The 15,899-nt window shown below is 68.6% G+C and carries 14 protein-coding genes and 2 pseudogenes; 10 read left to right on the top strand and 6 right to left on the bottom strand.

The features are described from left to right. Positions 1–2: 2 nt before the first annotated feature. The 3 genes from panC to pgi all read left to right on the top strand — a co-directional run bounded on the left by panC (position 3) and on the right by pgi (position 2,870). Positions 3–845: a pantoate--beta-alanine ligase gene (panC, locus tag FHQ07_RS13825; protein WP_139717633.1), complete on the top strand. Its 843-nt coding sequence runs from the start codon at positions 3–5 to the stop codon at positions 843–845. Between the two features lie 145 nt (positions 846–990). Beyond that, positions 991–1,371 carry an aspartate 1-decarboxylase gene (gene panD / locus FHQ07_RS13830; protein ID WP_139717635.1) on the top strand — a complete coding sequence of 127 codons (381 nt, stop codon included), beginning with the start codon at positions 991–993 and terminating at the stop codon, positions 1,369–1,371. Beyond that, positions 1,368–2,870 carry a glucose-6-phosphate isomerase gene (pgi, locus tag FHQ07_RS13835; RefSeq protein WP_139717637.1) on the top strand — a complete coding sequence of 501 codons (1,503 nt, stop codon included), beginning with the start codon at positions 1,368–1,370 and terminating at the stop codon, positions 2,868–2,870. Before panD ends, pgi begins: the two co-directional genes overlap by 4 nt. A 143-nt stretch (positions 2,871–3,013) precedes the next feature. On the opposite strand, the gene queG is transcribed toward pgi, so the two are convergent. Continuing rightward, complete coding sequence (gene queG, locus FHQ07_RS13840) at positions 3,014–4,075, bottom strand: tRNA epoxyqueuosine(34) reductase QueG (RefSeq protein WP_139717639.1); 1,062 nt, start codon at positions 4,073–4,075, stop codon at positions 3,014–3,016. Positions 4,076–4,108: 33 nt separating this feature from the next. Here queG and FHQ07_RS13845 point away from each other — a divergent pair, with 33 nt between their 5' ends. The 7 genes and pseudogenes from FHQ07_RS13845 to FHQ07_RS13870 all read left to right on the top strand — a co-directional run bounded on the left by FHQ07_RS13845 (position 4,109) and on the right by FHQ07_RS13870 (position 11,382). After that, positions 4,109–5,590, top strand: a complete 1,482-nt coding sequence (locus tag FHQ07_RS13845) for an NAD(P)H-hydrate dehydratase (protein ID WP_139717641.1) — start codon at positions 4,109–4,111, stop codon at positions 5,588–5,590. A 13-nt stretch (positions 5,591–5,603) separates the two neighbouring features. Next, complete coding sequence (tsaE, locus tag FHQ07_RS13850; RefSeq protein ID WP_425476974.1) at positions 5,604–6,062, top strand: tRNA (adenosine(37)-N6)-threonylcarbamoyltransferase complex ATPase subunit type 1 TsaE; 459 nt, start codon at positions 5,604–5,606, stop codon at positions 6,060–6,062. A 152-nt stretch (positions 6,063–6,214) separates the two neighbouring features. Continuing rightward, entirely contained in the window at positions 6,215–7,621 is a 1,407-nt protein-coding gene (locus FHQ07_RS13855) for an N-acetylmuramoyl-L-alanine amidase (protein WP_240703616.1), read from the top strand. 31 nt (positions 7,622–7,652) lie between these two features. Continuing rightward, positions 7,653–8,660: pseudogene (gene mutL / locus FHQ07_RS14740) on the top strand (DNA mismatch repair endonuclease MutL); the annotation flags it as partial. A gap of 60 nt (positions 8,661–8,720) precedes the next feature. Next, positions 8,721–9,452 (top strand): annotated as a pseudogene (locus FHQ07_RS14745) (DNA mismatch repair MutL family protein); the annotation flags it as partial. Positions 9,453–9,463: 11 nt separating this feature from the next. Further along, positions 9,464–10,429, top strand: coding sequence for a DUF1684 domain-containing protein (locus tag FHQ07_RS13865; RefSeq protein WP_240703505.1), 966 nt, complete (start codon positions 9,464–9,466; stop codon positions 10,427–10,429). Between the two features lie 5 nt (positions 10,430–10,434). Beyond that, positions 10,435–11,382 (top strand): TraB/GumN family protein, encoded by a 948-nt coding sequence (locus FHQ07_RS13870; RefSeq protein WP_168191577.1) that lies wholly within the window; start codon positions 10,435–10,437, stop codon positions 11,380–11,382. 4 nt (positions 11,383–11,386) lie between these two features. On the opposite strand, the gene rnfB is transcribed toward FHQ07_RS13870, so the two are convergent. From rnfB to FHQ07_RS13895, 5 genes are all read right to left on the bottom strand, one after another. Continuing rightward, positions 11,387–11,818 (bottom strand): Rnf electron transport complex subunit RnfB, encoded by a 432-nt coding sequence (gene rnfB, locus FHQ07_RS13875; RefSeq protein WP_139717650.1) that lies wholly within the window; start codon positions 11,816–11,818, stop codon positions 11,387–11,389. Beyond that, positions 11,815–13,878, bottom strand: a complete 2,064-nt coding sequence (gene metG, locus FHQ07_RS13880; protein WP_139717651.1) for a methionine--tRNA ligase — start codon at positions 13,876–13,878, stop codon at positions 11,815–11,817. Before metG ends, rnfB begins: the two co-directional genes overlap by 4 nt. 91 nt (positions 13,879–13,969) lie before the next feature. Further along, positions 13,970–14,398 (bottom strand): DUF2147 domain-containing protein, encoded by a 429-nt coding sequence (locus FHQ07_RS13885; RefSeq protein ID WP_139717653.1) that lies wholly within the window; start codon positions 14,396–14,398, stop codon positions 13,970–13,972. Between the two features lie 69 nt (positions 14,399–14,467). Further along, on the bottom strand, positions 14,468–14,899 hold the full coding sequence (locus tag FHQ07_RS13890) for a DUF2147 domain-containing protein (RefSeq protein WP_139717655.1): 432 nt from the start codon (positions 14,897–14,899) through the stop codon (positions 14,468–14,470). Positions 14,900–14,985: 86 nt separating this feature from the next. Continuing rightward, positions 14,986–15,804 (bottom strand): tetratricopeptide repeat protein, encoded by an 819-nt coding sequence (locus tag FHQ07_RS13895; RefSeq protein WP_139717657.1) that lies wholly within the window; start codon positions 15,802–15,804, stop codon positions 14,986–14,988. Between the last annotated feature and the right edge of the window lie 95 nt (positions 15,805–15,899).

Raw genomic sequence — 15,899 nt, forward strand, 5'->3', positions numbered from 1 at the left:
ACATGATCGAGACCATTACCGGGCTGGACGTCCTGCGCGAACGCGTGCGCGGCTGGAAGCGCGCGGGCCTGCGCGTCGGCTTCGTGCCGACCATGGGCAACCTGCATGCCGGCCACTATTCGCTGGTGAAGCTCGCCCGCGAACAGGCCGACCGCGTGGTCTCCAGCGTGTTCGTCAACCCGACCCAGTTCGGTCCGAACGAGGACTTCACCCGCTATCCGCGCACGCCCGATGCCGATACCGCGGGCCTCGCCGCCGCCGGTTGCGATGCGCTGTGGCTGCCGGATGTCGAATCGATGTATCCGTTCGGGGTCGAGCTTGCCGCGAAGGTGCACGTGCCCGGCGTCAGCGCGGTGCTGGAAGGCGCGTTCCGGGCGGGCCATTTCGATGGTGTGTGCACGGTGGTCAGCCGCCTGTTCAACCAGGTGCTGCCCGACGTGGCGGTATTCGGCAACAAGGATTACCAGCAGCTGGCGGTGATCCGGCAGATGGTCGCCGACCTGCAATTCCCGATCGAGATCGTCGGTGGCGAGATCGTCCGCGAGGCCAACGGGCTGGCGATGAGTTCGCGCAACCAGTACCTGTCCGACGAGGAGCGCGCGACCGCGGCGGTCATCCATCGCACCCTTCGGGCGATGCGCGATGCGATCCGCGCCGGCACGCCGCGTGCGCGGGTCGAGGCCGATGCCGACGCGGCATTGCGCGATGCAGGCTTCGTCCCGGATTACGCTGTCGTGCGTGGTCGTGATTTCAGCGAGCCGGCCGATGGCGAGGGCGGGGCGTGGGTCGCCCTGATCGCGGCCCGGTTGGGCCGCACGCGGCTGATCGACAATATCGAGTTCTGAAGCCGCGAGTTCTGAAGCCGCGAGTTCCAAAGCCCGGAGTTTGACGCCGGCTGAACGTTCGCCGGGCGATGTTGCAGTGCGGAAACAGACCCCTATACTGCGCCGTGCCGGGCGTTTGCCCGGGCCGTTCGCTGGAGCCGAAACAATGCAACTGACCCTGCTCAAGGCCAAGATCCACCGCGCCACCGTCACCCACGCCGAGCTGCACTACGAAGGTTCGTGCGCGATCGACGGCCGCCTGCTGGACATCGCCGGGATCCGCGAATACGAGCGCATCGAGATCTACAACGTCAACAACGGCGAGCGCTTCGCCACCTACGCGATCCGCGGCGAGGAAGGCAGTGGGGTGATCTCGGTCAACGGCGCGGCCGCGCACAAGGCGCAGCCGGGCGACCTGGTGATCATCTGCGCCTACGGCCATTGCGATGAAGCGGAAGCGGCGAAGTTCAAGCCGACCTGCGTGTACGTGGATCGCGACAACCGCCTGACCCACACCAACCATTCGATGCCGAAGCAGGCCGCATGAGTCCGCTCGCCGGCCTCGATGCGCATGCGCAACGCCTGGCCGGCAGCTCGATCGCCGGCCTGGTCGAAACCGACCCGGCGCGCGCGCGCGATTTCGCGTTGCGGGTCGGCCCGCTGTACGCCAACTTCTCGCGCCAGCGCTACGACCGCGCGGTGCTGGACGCGTTGTTCGGCATTGCCGGACGCGCCGGGCTTGCCGGCGCGATGCGCCGCCAGCTCGACGGCGAGGCCATCAACTCGACCGAGGGCCGCGCGGTGCTGCACACGGCCTTGCGCGGGGAGGCCTCGGGCGCGCCGGTCGCACGCGATGCGCGCGCGCAGGCGGTCGCCGCGCAGGCGCGGATGCGCGCGCTGGTCGCCGGGCTGGAAGCCGGCGACGTCACCGACATCGTCAGCATCGGCATCGGCGGCTCCGACCTCGGCCCGCGGCTGGTGGCCGATGCGCTGTCGCTGCCCGGCGCCCGCTTCCGCGTGCACTTCGTTTCCAACGTGGACGGCAACGCCGCGCAGCGCGTGCTGGCCGCGCTGGACCCGAAGCGCAGCGCCGCCATCGTCATCTCCAAGACCTTCGGCACGCAGGAGACGCTGCTCAACGGCGGCATCGTCCGCGACTGGCTCGGCGACGATTCGCGCCTGTACGCGGTCAGCACCAATGCGCAACGGGTCGCCGATTTCGGCATCCCGGCCGAGCGCACCCTGCCGATGTGGGACTGGGTCGGCGGGCGCTATTCGCTGTGGTCGGCGGTGGGCTTCCCGATCGCGCTGGCGATCGGCATGGAGCGCTTCCTGCAGTTGCTCGACGGCGCGGCGGCGATGGATGCGCATGCCGCCGATGCGCCGCTGCGCGAAAACCTCGCGGCCTGGCATGCGCTGACCGCGGTCTGGAACCGCAATGCGCTGCACGCCGCCACGCAGGCGGTACTGCCGTACGACGAACGCCTCAGGCTGCTGCCGAACTACCTGCAGCAGCTGGTGATGGAGAGCCTGGGCAAGTCGGTGCACGTCGACGGCAGCGCGGTCGCCGCCGAGACCGTGCCGGTATGGTGGGGCGGCGCCGGCACCGACACCCAGCACAGCTTCTTCCAGGCCCTGCACCAGGGCACCCAGGCGGTGCCGGCGGATTTCATCGGCGTGCTGCAGGCCGACCATCCGTACACGCAGAATCACCAAGCGCTACTCGCCAACCTGCTGGCGCAGACCGAGGCGCTGGCGAACGGGCAGGCCAGCGACGATCCGCACCGCCGCTATCCGGGCAATCGCCCGAGCACGCTGTTGCTGCTCGATGCGCTGACCCCGCAGTCGCTGGGCATGCTGATCGCGCTGTACGAGCACAGCGTGTACCTGCAGTCGGTGCTGTGGGGCATCAATGCCTTCGACCAGTTCGGCGTCGAGTTGGGCAAGCAGGTGGCGAATCGTTTGCTGCCGGCACTGCAGGGCGAAGGCGAAGTGGACGATGCGGTGACACGCGAGCTGTTGCGGGAGTTCAATGCTCGCCGCTGAACGTTCTCGATTGGCCGGCTGGCCCCGGGCCACTTCGGGACACGCCGCAAGTACGTCCATGTAGGCTCATCGGCGACATCCATGTCGCCGATGGTCCCGAAGTGACCCGAGGCCAACCGGCCTGCGTGGTTTTCTCGCTGTCGTCAGATGCGGGCGTGTTGCGCCAACGCCCATTCGACATGCTCGCGCACGACGGATGATGGATGCTCGCGGCGCGACTGCAGCGCATCGATGACCGCATCCGTCTTCGGCGCATTGCCCAGCGCCACCGCGATGTTGCGCAACCAGCGCTCGTGCCCGCTGCGGCGGATCGCGCTGCCCTCGGTGCGGCGCAGGAATTCGTCCTCGTCCCAGGCGAACAATTCCGCCAGCGTGGCCTGGTCCAGGTTGTTGCGTGCGCGGAAATCCGGCTCGTCGGTGCGCTGCGCGAACTTGTTCCACGGGCATACGAGTTGGCAATCGTCGCAGCCGAAGATGCGGTTGCCGATCAGCGGGCGCAGGTCCTCGTCGATGCTGCCTTCGTGCTCGATGGTCAGGTAGCTGATGCAGCGCCGCGCATCCAGCCGGTAGGGCGCGACGATCGCCTGGGTCGGGCAGACCTCGATGCAGCGCGTGCAGGTGCCGCAATGCGCGCTGGCCGGCGGGTCGATGGGCAAGGGCAGGTCGACGAACAGTTCGCCGAGGAAGAACCAGCTGCCGCCGTCCTTGTCGATCAGGCAGGTGTGCTTGCCGATCCAGCCCAGCCCGGCGTTGCGCGCCAATGCGCGCTCCAGCACCGGCGCCGAATCCACGAACACGCGATGCCCGAACGGCCCGATCTCGCGTGCCACGTCGTCCGCCAGTTTCTGCAGGCGGTTGCGCATCAGCTTGTGGTAGTCGCGGCCCAGCGCGTAGCGCGCCACGTAGGCGCGTTCGCCGTCGCGCAGGTTGTCCCAGGCGGCATCGGCATCCTGCCCGTAATCGAGGCCGACCGAGACCACCCGCAGCGTCTCCGGCACCAGTTCGGCCGGGCGCGCACGCTTGTCGCCGTGGCGCGCCATCCACGCCATCGAGCCGTGCAGGCCCTGCTGCAGCCAGCTGCGCAGGAAGGCTTCGTCCTCGGGCAACTCCACTCCGGAAATGCCGAAGCGCTGGAAGCCGGCCGCCTGCGCCAGCGCGCGGATGCGGGCGGCGAGTGCGGCGTAATCGGGCGCGATGGCGGACATGCGCAAAGTATAGGTGCGGCATAGAATCCGGCGATGCACAGCCCGCTGCCGTTGTTCGATACAGACGCCTTGCGCACGCTCGAAACGCGTGGCACGGCCTACCTCGATGGCGACGCATTCGCATTGATGGCACGCGCGGGACAGGCCGGTTGGCGCAGCGTGTTGAAGCATTGGCCGCAGGCGCAGCGGATCGCGGTTGCATGCGGACCCGGCAACAACGGCGGCGATGGCTACGTGCTGGCGCGGCATGCGCAGGACAGCGGGCGCAGCGTGCAGGTGCTGCGCTTGCAGCCGCCGGCCACGCCGTTGGCGCAGCGCGCCTGCGACGAATACCTCGCGGCTGGTGGACAGGTCGCGGAATTGGCCGACGCGCTGCGCCATGCCGACCTGATCATCGATGCGCTGTTCGGCATCGGCCTGTCGCGCGCGCCGGATGCAGGGACCGCCATGCTGATCGAGGCGATCAACGCACATCCCGCGCCGCTGCTGGCCCTGGACGTGCCGAGCGGCATCGACGCCGTCCGCGGCTCCGCAACGGGCGCGGCTATCGTCGCGGATCGCACCCTGCAGTTCATCGCCCGCCATCGCGGCCTGCGTACCGGTATCGCGATCGACCATGCCGGCGAACTGGAACTGGCGACGCTCGAGTTGCCGGCCACGCTGTTCGACGGCATCGAAGCGGCGGCGCTGGCCTATCGCCACGATGCCTTGCACGGGTTCTTCCCGTTGCGCCCGCGCGATTCGCACAAGGGGCGCAATGGCCATGTGCTGTGCGTCGGCGGCGATGCCGGCAGCGGCGGCGCGGTGCTGCTGGCGGCCGATGCCGCGCTGCATTGCGGTGCCGGTCTTGTCAGCGTGGCAACGCGTATGGGGCATGTGCCGGCCTTGCTGGCACGGCGGCCGGAAGCGATGGCGCATGCCGTCGACCATGCCGAACAACTTGCACCGTTGCTGGAGCGTGTGGATGCGATCGCCATCGGCCCGGGCCTGGGGCAGGGCGAGTGGGGGCGGATGTTGTTCGATGCCGTGCTCGCCTGCGACAAGCCACGCGTGTTCGATGCCGATGCGCTGAACCTGCTCGCCCGGTCGTCGAGGCGGTTGAACGAATGCGACGTGCTCACGCCGCATCCGGGCGAAGCGGGGCGACTGCTCGGCATCGCCACCGCGGAGGTGCAACGCGACCGTTTTGCGGCGTCGCAAGCGCTGGTCGAACGCTACGGTGCGCAGGTCGTGCTGAAGGGCGCGGGCAGCATCGTGGCATCGCCGGGCGCGCCGCCGGCAGTGATCTGCGCCGGCAACCCGGGCATGGCGGTGGGCGGGATGGGCGACCTACTCACCGGGTGCATCGCCGCAGTGCTGGCCCAGGGCTTCGCGCCGCGCGATGCCGCGATCGCCGGTGCGCTGCTGCATGCAAGCGCGGGCGATGCCGCGGCGCGCGTGGACGGCGAGCGCGGCCTGCTGCCCAGCGACCTGTTGCCGTGGTTGCGACGGCTGGCCAATCCGATGCGACGATAGCGGGATGGAAACACTGACTTCGACCAACCTCCTGCTGGAGGATGCGGACGCCACCGCCGAGTTGGGCGCCCGGCTCGCGCGGCACCTGCCGCAACGCGCGGTCGTCCACCTGCACGGCGACCTCGGTGCCGGCAAGTCCACCTTGGCGCGCGCATTGCTGCGGGCGCTGGGCGTGACCGGCACCATCCGCAGCCCGACCTACACCCTGGTCGAGCAATACCCGCTGCCGGCCGGCGGCGTGGCCCTGCACCTGGACCTGTACCGGATCGGCGACCCCGGCGAACTGGAGTTCCTCGGCCTCGATGGCGAGATCCGGTTGTGGCTGGTCGAATGGCCGGAGCGCGGGCAGGGCGCGCTGCCGCAGGCCGACCTGGACATCGAGCTCGCCGTGGAAGGCGCTGGGCGGCGTTGCCGGCTGCGTCCGAACACCGGGACCGGACAGGCTTGGCTGAACGAAATGGCGTCGGGCTGAGGTTTCCGGGCAGGATCGCATTCCTGCCGCAGGAAGTTGCGGCAGGTTACGGATTATTAAGGGAAAAGTACTTGCCAATCGGGTTCACAAGTGCTTAACTCCCGGCCATGCGCGTCAAGGGGATCCGTTTCGAGCAACTGCTGCTGGCCGCCATGCTGCTGGCCGCGCTTTGCTGGAATCTCGCAAACGCCTCTGAAATCAGGCAGTTGCGCGTGGAAACCGGGGCCACTGGGACGCGTGCCGAGTTCCTGCTGGATCGTGAAGGCGGCTACAAGCTGATCGGCCTGCGCAACCCCGACCGCCTGGTGGTGGATTTCCCCGAAAGCCGTCTTGGCCGCGGCCTCAGCCTTCCCAAGGCCGCCGGCGTGGTCAAGGCCGTGCGCAGCGGCCAGCCCGAGCCCGGCACCGTGCGCATCGTGTTCGACCTGGCGAGCAGCGTGGCCGTGCTCAAGCCGCGCATCGAGCAGTCCGCCGATGGCCCGCGCCTGGTGCTGGAATGGCCGGGCGACGGCGTCGCCGATGTCCAGCCGGCGCCCAAGGCGGCGGATGCGCCGGCACCGGTGCGCGACCCCATCGCGGAGATCGCCAAGGCCGCGGCGACGAATGCGCCGGCCGTGGCCGCAGCCGGCGACAAGACCGAGCAGTCCGCGACCGTGTCGCAATTGCCGGGTACGGTCGCCACCGGCGTGCCGACCCGCATCGCCACCGGCAAGCCCGAGCCCGTGATTCCCGCGTCGCAGGCGGAGCAGGCGCCAGTGCCCGCGCCGCGTCGTTCGATGCAGCCCGGCATGCGGCCGCTGGTGATCGCCATCGATGCCGGCCACGGCGGCCAGGATCCCGGCGCGCACGGCCTGAACGGCACCCGCGAGAAGGACGTGACCCTGGCGATCGCCCGCGAATTGGCCCGGCAGATCAATGCCACGCAGGGCATGAAGGCCTTCCTGACCCGCGACACCGATGTCTTCATCCCGCTGGGCCAGCGCGCCCGCCGCGCCAGCGCCAACAAGGCCGACATCTTCCTGTCGATCCATGCGGATGCCGCCGAGAACCGCAATGCCCGCGGCTCCTCGGTCTACGTGCTGTCCACCCGCGGTGCCTCCTCGCAGCGTGCGCGCTGGCTGGCGGACAAGGAAAACGCGGCCGACGTGATCGGCGGCGAACGCGTGCGGGTGGTCGACAACACCCTGAAGTCGGTGCTGCTCGACCTCACCCAGAGCGGCAACATGAAGGCCTCGGAAGACGCCGCCAGCCACGTGCTCGGCGGCCTGAAGCGGGTCGGCAACAACCACAAGCCGGAGATCGAGCGCGCCAATTTCGCCGTGCTGCGCACCTCCGACAAGATGCCGGCGATGCTGGTCGAGACCGCCTTCATCTCCAACCCGGACGAGGAAAAGCGGCTCATCGACCGCGATTTCCAGCGCACCCTCGCGACCGCGATCCTGGACGGCATCGACGATTATTTCTCGCGCCAGCCGCCGCCGGGCACGCTGTATGCGGCGCGCGCGCAGGCCCGGCAGGATGGCGGCGTGGCCAGCGTCGGCGCGGGCGGAAGCCCGTAAAGCGCAAGGGCGCGCACGTTAAACTTGGCGGGTGAGCATCCGCCGACTCCCCGATGTCCTGATCAACCAGATCGCCGCCGGCGAAGTGGTCGAGCGTCCCGCGTCCGTGGTCAAGGAACTGGTCGAGAACGCGCTCGACGCCGGCGCGCAGCGGATCGACATCGAGCTCGAGGAAGGCGGCGTGCGCCTGATCCGCATCCGCGACGACGGCGGCGGCATCGATGCGGCCGAATTGCCGTTGGCGGTGCAGCGCCATGCGACCAGCAAGATCGCCAGCATCGACGACCTCGAAGCGGTGGCGACGCTCGGTTTCCGCGGCGAGGCGCTGCCGTCGGTGGCATCGGTCAGCCGCTTCCGCCTGAGTTCGCGCCGCGACGGCAGCGGGCACGGCGCCATGCTGCAGGTCGAGGGCGGCAGGGTCGGCGAGGTCGCGCCGCACCCGCATCCGCAAGGCACCACGGTCGAGGTGCGCGACCTGTTCTACAACGTGCCGGCGCGGCGCAAGTTCCTGCGCGCCGAACGCACCGAGCTCTCGCACATCGAGGAATGGTTGCGCTCGCTGGCGCTGGCGCGGCCGGACGTCGAATTGCGCGTCTCCCACAACGGCAAGCCATCGCGCCGCTGGAAAAGCGAGGGCCAGCTGCAGAACGGAATGGGGCTCGGCGACGTGCGCCTGCACGAAGCCCTCGGCGAGGACTTCGCGCGCAATGCGCTGCGCGTGGACCACGCTGGCGCGGGCATGCGCCTGCATGGCTGGATCGCGCAGCCGAGCTACAACCGCGCCAGCGCCGACCAGCAATACCTGTACGTCAACGGCCGCAGCGTGCGCGATCGCAACGTCTCGCACGCGGTGCGCCAGGCCTTCGCCGACGTGCTGTTCCACGGCCGCCATCCGGCCTACGTACTGTTCCTCGAACTCGATCCGCGCGGGGTCGACGTCAACGTGCATCCGGCCAAGCACGAAGTGCGCTTCCGCGAATCGCGGCTGGTCCACGACTTCGTCTATCGCACGCTGCATGCGGCGCTGGCGGAAACCCGCGCGGGAAGCGCGGCAATGCCGATGCCGCAGCAACACCCGGCGCAGGCATGGTCGATGCCGGCGCCGCAGCAGTCGGCGATGGGCCTGCGCGTCAGCGATGCGCCCGCGGCCTATGCCGCGCTGTACGCGCCGCGCGAGGGCGACGCATCGCCCGCGCCCGCGGAATCGTTCGCAGCGATGCCGACGCCCGACGATGCGCCGGGCGGCATGCCGCCGCTCGGTTTCGCGATCGCCCAGCTGCACGGCATCTACATCCTGGCCGAGAACGCCGACGGACTGATCGTGGTCGACATGCACGCCGCCCACGAGCGCATCGGCTACGAAAAGCTGAAGGCCGCGCACGACGGCGCCGGCCTGCGCACCCAGCCGCTGCTGGTGCCGGCCGGCATCGCCGTCTCCGAACGCGAGGCCGAAATCGCGGAGCGCGAAGCGGAAACGCTGGCGCAACTCGGCTTCGAGGTGCAGCGCGGCGGCCCGCAATCGCTGCTGCTGCGCAGCGTGCCGGCGCTGCTCGCGCAGGGCGACGTCGAAGCGTTGCTGCGCGACGTGCTCGCCGACCTGCGCGAACACGGCGCGACCCGCCGCGTCGCCGAAACCCGCGACGAACTGCTGGCGACCATGGCCTGCCATGGCGCGGTGCGCGCGAATCGCCGGCTGAGCGTGCCCGAAATGAACGCCCTGCTGCGCGAGATGGAAGCGACCGAACGCTCCGGGCAATGCAACCATGGCCGTCCCACCTGGACGCGCTTCAACCTGGCGGAGATCGATCGATGGTTCCTGCGCGGACGCTGAAATTCGCGGCGATGTTGCTGGCAAGCGTCGCCATGCTCGCCGCCTGCAAGCGCGGCCCGGCCGGACCTGCGGCGCAGGAACAGACTGCGCAGGCCGCGCGCGAGGCCAGGGAGTTCGCGCGGGTCCAGTACCTGTGGCGGGCCAAGCGGGTGATCGACCTGAGCCGGCCGGACGGCTGGACCAGCCTGGTCGGCCTGCACTGGCTGGATCCCGGCGCGCACCGCGTCGGCAGCGGCGCCGACAACGGCATCCGCACCAGCATGGGGCCGGAGCACCTTGGCGTGTTCACGGTGCGCGGCAAGCAGGTCGGCTTCGTGCCGGATGCGCTGGTGACGGTGGACGGAAAACCGCAGATCGGCGCAACCAACTTGCGCATCGACAGCGACCCGCAAGGCGCCAGCCAACTGGTGTTCGATGGCGGCAAGGGATTGGCCACCGTGATCGAGCGCGGCGGCCGCCTGGCGCTGCGGATCAAGCATGCGGATGCGGAGAGCCGGGTGAAGTTCGCCGGCCTGCAATATTGGGTGGGCGGGCGCGACTGGCAGATCCCTGCGAAATTCATCGCGCATCCGCCGGGCAAGACCCTGCCGATCGCCAACATCATCGGCACCACCGACCACATCCCGAATCCAGGCATGGTGGAGTTCGAGCGCGGCGGCAAGACCTATCGCCTGGAAGCGCTGGACGAAGGCGAGGGCACGCTGTTCCTGGTGTTCGCCGATCGCACCAGCGGCCACGGCAGCTACGGTGCCGGGCGTTTCCTCGATGCGCCGATGCCGGACAAGCAGGGCCGGCTGGTGCTCGACTTCAACCAGAGCTACAACCCGCCCTGCGCGTTCACCCCGTTCGCGACCTGTCCGCTGCCGCCGCCGGAGAACCGGCTGGATCTCGCCATCCAGGCGGGCGAGCGCGACTACCGCAAGCCCCAAGCCGTCCCCCACGATCCTGCGCGGCAGGATCCCCCGACCGAAGGATGATCGACTTGAAATCCCGCCTGCTTTGCCTCGCCCTGGCGACCACGCTGGCCTTGCCCGCCGCCTTCGCCGAACAGCCGTCCGCGGCAGCGGCAGCGGCAGCGCAGCCGCCGCAACGGCCCTTGTTGTGGAAGGTGTCGGATGCCGACAACAGCGTCTACCTGCTCGGTTCGTTCCACTTGTTGAAGCAGGACGACTATCCGCTGCCGAAGGAGATCGACGCCGCCTTCGACGATGCCGAGTCGCTGTTGTTCGAGGTCGATCCGCGCGAGATGAGCGCGCCGGAAACGGCGGCGATCATCCAGAAATACGCGGCCTACGCGGATGGCAAGAGCCTGAGTACGGTGCTGCCGAAACCGACGCTGGACAAGCTGGGCAACCTGCTTGCGCTGACCGGCGGTTCGGTGCAGATGCTGGAGCAGAGCGAGCCGTGGATGGTGAGCCTGAGCCTGGTGCTCGGCATCACCAATGCGATGGGCTTCAAGGCCGACCTCGGCCTCGATCGCAACCTGATGGCGCGCGCGGCCGCGGCCAACAAGCCGACCGCGGGCCTGGAGACCATCGAAGACCAGATGAAGGCGATGGACAGCGTGCCCTACGCCGAGCAGGCGGATGGGCTGGACGAGTTCCTGGGCGACCCGAAGCAGGCGATCAAGCAGATGCAGGACATGCATGGCTGGTGGCGCAGCGGCGACGTGGCCAGGCTCGACGACGGCATGCGCGCGGACATGGCGCGCAAGACCCCCGAGTCCTACAAGCTGCTGGATGTGGATCGCAACAATGCCTGGCTGCCGAAGGTCGAGGCGCGACTGAAGGACTCCAAGAGCGACGACACCCTGGTGGTGGTCGGCAGCCTGCACCTGCTCGGCGAGGACGGACTGGTCGAGAAACTGCGTGCGAAGGGCTACGCGGTCGAGCGCGTCTGCGAGGGCTGCGAGGCGCCCGCCGCGAACTGAGCCCTCAGGCGGGTGGCTGCATGACGATGCAGTCCACCGGGCAGGCCGGGATGCACAGCTCGCAACCGGTGCACAGCGGCTCGATCACCACGTGCATGTGCTTGCTGGCGCCGACGATGGCGTCGACGGGGCAGGCCTGGATGCATTTGGTGCAGCCGATGCAATCGGCTTCGATGACGGCCGCGACCAGCGGACGTTTGTGCTCGCCGCGCGAACGGTCGAACGGCTTCGCGTCGACGCCGAGCAACTTCGCCAGCGCGCGTGCGCCGGCATCGCCGCCGGGCGGGCAATGGTCGATGCCGGCCTCGCCGCGCGCCATCGCTTCGGCATACGGGCGGCAACCGTCGTAGCCGCATTGCCCGCACTGGGTTTGCGGCAGGATGCGGTCGAGGCGTTCGACCAGTTCGACGGAGCCCAGCGGCGCGCGCGCGCTCACTTCACCGGCATGCCCGGTTGCGCGCCGGCATCGGCATCCAGCAACGAGAGCCCGCCGCCGTCGAAGCCGGCCGACAGGATCATCCCTTCGCTGGTGCCGAAGCGCATCTTGCGCGGGGCGAGATTGGCGATGAACACCACGTTGCGGCCCACCAGTTTGTCTGGCTCGCCGTAGCTGGCGCGGATGCCGGAGAAGATCTGCCGCTGGCCGAGCTCGCCGGCATCCAGCAGGAAGCGCAGCAGCTTGTCCGAGCCTTCCACGAAGCCGCATTCCAGCACCCTGCCGATGCGCAGGTCGAGTTTGGCGAAATCGTCGATGCCGATGTGCGCCGGCGCGTTCGGGTCCTGCTTCGCGACGGGCGCGGCTTCGGGCTTCTTCGCGGGCGCGGCCTGCGCAACAGGTGCGGCGGCGAGGGTGTCCTTGCTGGCGTCGATCATGGCGTCGATGTGCTTGGGGTCGATGCGGGTGAACAGCGGGGCATAGGGCTTGATGCCGCGCGCGGCCAACGGCGCAGCGAGATCGTCCCAGCGCGATACCGGGGCGTCGAGGAAGGCTTCCGCTTGCAGCGTGGTGCGCGGCAGCACCGGCTTCAGCGCCGCGGCCAATACCCGGAACAGGTTCAGGCCCTGGGTGCAGACGGCCTGCAGTTCGGCATCGGCGCCGTCCTGCTTGGCCAGCACCCACGGCTTCCTTTCGTCGATGTACTTGTTGGCCTCGTCGGCCAGGGCCATGGCCGAGCGCAGCGCGGCGGCGGCCTCGTTGCGTTCGTAGGCGGCGGTGATGCCGGCGAGTTCGGCCACGAAGCGATCGTACTGCGCGGGATCCGGCAGGGATGCCGCCAGCTGGCCGTCGAAGCGCTTCTCGATGAAACCCGCGCAACGGCTGGCCAGGTTGACGAACTTGCCGACGATGTCGCTGTTCACCCGCGCGATGAAGTCGGACAGGTTGAGGTCGAGATCGTCGACGCCGCCGGAAGTCTTGCAGGCGAAGTAGTAGCGCAGCGCTTCCGGATCCAGCCCGGCCTCGAGGTAGGTGCGCGCCATCACGAAGGTGCCGCGCGACTTGCTCATCTTGGCGCCGTCCACGGTCAGGTAGCCGTTGACGTGCAGCCGGGTCGGCGCACGATGGCCGGAGCCGTGCAGCACCGCCGGCCAGAACAGGCCGTGGAAATTGACGATGTCCTTGCCGATGAAGTGATGCAACTCGGCATCGCTGCCTGCGCGCAGGTAGGCGTCGAAGTCGAGGCCGCGTGCCGCGCACAGCGCCTGGAAGCTGGACAGGTAGCCGATCGGCGCGTCCAGCCAGACGTAGAAGTATTTGCCCGGCGTGCCGGGGATCTCGAAGCCGAAATAGGGCGCATCGCGCGAGATGTCCCAGGCGCGCAGGCCGCCTTCGGCATCCAGCCACTCGCGCAGCTTGGCCTTGACCCCGGGAACGGCGACATCGCCTTCCAGCCACTGGCGCAGGAAGGCCTCGAAGCGGCCGACCTCGAAGAAGAAATGCTCGGAATCGCGCAGCTCGGGCGTTGCGCCGGAGATGACCGACTTCGGTTCCTTGAGTTCGGTCGGCGCATAGGTGGCGCCGCAGTGTTCGCAATTGTCGCCGTACTGGTCGGGCGTGCCGCAGTTCGGGCAGATGCCCTTGACGTAGCGGTCGGGCAGGAACATGCCCTTGTCCGGGTCGTAGAACTGCTGCACCGAGCGATGGCCGATATGGCCGTTGGCCTCGAGCGATGCGTAGATCGATTCGGTCAGCGCGCGGTTGCGCGCCGAATTGGTGGAATCGTAGTGGTCGAAGGCCACGCCGAAGTCGGCGAAGTCGCGCTCGTGCCCGGCCTGGATATTGGCGATGAAGGCTTCCGGCGTCACGCCTGCCTTTTCGGCGGCGAGCATGATCGGCGTGCCGTGGGTGTCGTCGGCGCAGACGTAGTGCACCGTGTCGCCGGCCATGCGCCGCGCGCGCACCCAGATGTCGGCCTGGACATAGCCCACCAGGTGGCCGAGGTGGAGCGGGCCATTGGCGTAGGGCAGGGCATTGGTGACGAGCGCGGTGCGGGGCATCGGGAGTACGCGTGCGGAGCGGTCGGCAATTATTGCATGGCAACAAAAAACCCCGGCAAACCGGGGCTTCGCATGCGGCCGGCGGCGCGCCCTACTGCCGCACCCAGACCTGCTGCCGGCAGATGAAGGCGATGCAGCCGGACATGCCGAGCTTGCGCCCGCCATCCAGCAATTCCAGCTTGGACTTGTAGGTCTTGCCGTTGTTCGGGTCGAGCACGTGGCCGCCGGCCCATTTGCGATTGCCGTCGGGCTTCAGGCCCCACAGGATGACCATGCCCTTGATCGGCTTGTCGTGGTTGGCGCCTGAGCATTCCTTGCAGGCCGGGTTCGGGCCGTCCTTGAGGTCGAGGATCTCGGCGACCTTGCCGGCGTAGCTGCCATCCCTGGCCTGGTAGATCTCGACCACGGATTTGGCCTTGCCGCTGGCGTCGTCGATGGTCTTCCAGCGGCCTGCCGGCGACTCCTGCGCCTGTACCAGCAGCGGGAGGGACAGCAGTGCGATCAGGGCGATGGCGCGCATCGGGTTTCCTTCGGTCGAAATGGAAACGGCCCGGGATGCGGGCCGTTTCGGTGGGTCATGCTGGCGCGATCAGTGCGCCCGCACCCAGGTCGCGGTCTTGCAGAAGAAGGCGACGCAGCCCTTGACTTCGAGTTTGTTGCCGCCGTCGACCAGCTTCACCGACTTGGCGTTGAAATTCCTGTCATCCGAGGGCTTGTAGCCGTTGCCGCCGCCCCAGGTGCCGTCCTTGTTGGCCTTGAGGTTCCACAAGGTGACGATGCCGACGAACGGCTTGTTCTTGTACTGGCCGCTGCATCCGGTGCAGGTCGCCGGCAGGCCCAGGTTCTCGGTGATCTTCGCGGCCAGCGTGCCGTTCTTGGCCTCGTAGACCTCGGTGATGGTCATGGCCTTGCCGGTCTCGTCGTCCAGCGTCTTCCACTTGCCGATCGGCGAAGCGTGGTTCTGCGCCGTGGCGGAGAACGCGATGGACGCGAGCGCGGCGGCGAGGATGATCTTGCGCATGTGAGTCCCCTCCCAGGGATGTGGCGGGGCGCGGCGCGCCCGTTGCGGATTTATACCGCATCCGGCGACGTATGGAAGCCGTTCATTCAGCCGCCCTTTGGCGTGCCCAGCCCGGCTTCATCCACGTCCGGCGTGGCGGGCTCGCGCGTATCGGTGGTCGGCTTTACCGCTGGTATGCGGGACGCCGGGTGGCCGGCGTCTTTCACCTGTTCCGCCTCGCCGACCGTGACTTGCCCGATGCGCGGCTTCATCCAGATGCCGTCGTGCCAGGCCCGGTACATCTTCGGGTTCCAGAATTTCTCGTCGTAGAACTTGCTGCCGTCGATTTCCTCGGGGCCGGCAGGACCCGGCACCGATATCTTCAGCGTGCCGGCGGATCCGGTCCTGCTGCCGGTCATCCTGAGCCGTTCACGACGCAGCACCCTGGCGAGGCGAGGCTGCGCCGCGGCATCACCGTATTTCGCGTAGATCGCTTCACCTTGCGCCAGTGCGTCGTCGCGTTCGACTTCGCCCAAGGCATTCCAGTAGCGTTCGCGCAGCACCAGGAAGCCCTCGTAGCCGCGCTCGGCCGCAAGATCCATCCAGGCGTACGCCTGCGGGCGATCTGCCGCCGTGCCCGTGCCATTCCACAGCATCTCGGCCAGCATGCCTTGCGAGGGCTTGTCGCCGTAATACGCGGCCCGCTGGAAGAAGCGGAACGCATCGGCATGCTTGCCTTGCCTTCGCTGCTCCAAGCCCAGCAAGCGGTAACGCAGGTCCGGGTGACTGCCCAGGAAGCCCGCCCGGATCATGCCTTCGTCGATATCCGGGTTGACGGGCTTGCCGTTTGTCCCCCACGCCGGCGCGCCCGTGCAGGCGGCAAGCAGGGTGGCCAGCGCGATGGCGGCCGAGCGGGTGTTCTTCATCGTGTCCGGTTCATCCAGGGGTTCGCGGCGATGCTGATGGCCGCCCGGATGGTTGTCATCCGTCGTTGGTCATGATCGCGGCGACAGGGCCGGGG

The organism is Thermomonas aquatica, from assembly GCF_006337105.1.
In the GTDB taxonomy this organism is placed as follows: Bacteria; Pseudomonadota; Gammaproteobacteria; order Xanthomonadales; family Xanthomonadaceae; genus Thermomonas; species Thermomonas aquatica.

What these genes read in the sequence shown, in the direction of transcription:
- panC (WP_139717633.1), top strand. Translation starts at nt 3, where the DNA reads ATGATCGAGACCATTACCGGGCTGGACGTCCTGCGCGAACGCGTGCGC.
- FHQ07_RS13895 (WP_139717657.1), bottom strand. Translation starts at nt 15,804, where the DNA reads ATGAAGAACACCCGCTCGGCCGCCATCGCGCTGGCCACCCTGCTTGCC.
- FHQ07_RS13885 (WP_139717653.1), bottom strand. Translation starts at nt 14,398, where the DNA reads ATGCGCGCCATCGCCCTGATCGCACTGCTGTCCCTCCCGCTGCTGGTA.
- panD (WP_139717635.1), top strand. Translation starts at nt 991, where the DNA reads ATGCAACTGACCCTGCTCAAGGCCAAGATCCACCGCGCCACCGTCACC.
- FHQ07_RS13845 (WP_139717641.1), top strand. Translation starts at nt 4,109, where the DNA reads ATGCACAGCCCGCTGCCGTTGTTCGATACAGACGCCTTGCGCACGCTC.
- pgi (WP_139717637.1), top strand. Translation starts at nt 1,368, where the DNA reads ATGAGTCCGCTCGCCGGCCTCGATGCGCATGCGCAACGCCTGGCCGGC.
- FHQ07_RS13865 (WP_240703505.1), top strand. Translation starts at nt 9,464, where the DNA reads ATGTTGCTGGCAAGCGTCGCCATGCTCGCCGCCTGCAAGCGCGGCCCG.
- queG (WP_139717639.1), bottom strand. Translation starts at nt 4,075, where the DNA reads ATGTCCGCCATCGCGCCCGATTACGCCGCACTCGCCGCCCGCATCCGC.
- metG (WP_139717651.1), bottom strand. Translation starts at nt 13,878, where the DNA reads ATGCCCCGCACCGCGCTCGTCACCAATGCCCTGCCCTACGCCAATGGC.
- FHQ07_RS13890 (WP_139717655.1), bottom strand. Translation starts at nt 14,899, where the DNA reads ATGCGCAAGATCATCCTCGCCGCCGCGCTCGCGTCCATCGCGTTCTCC.
- FHQ07_RS13855 (WP_240703616.1), top strand. Translation starts at nt 6,215, where the DNA reads ATGCTGCTGGCCGCGCTTTGCTGGAATCTCGCAAACGCCTCTGAAATC.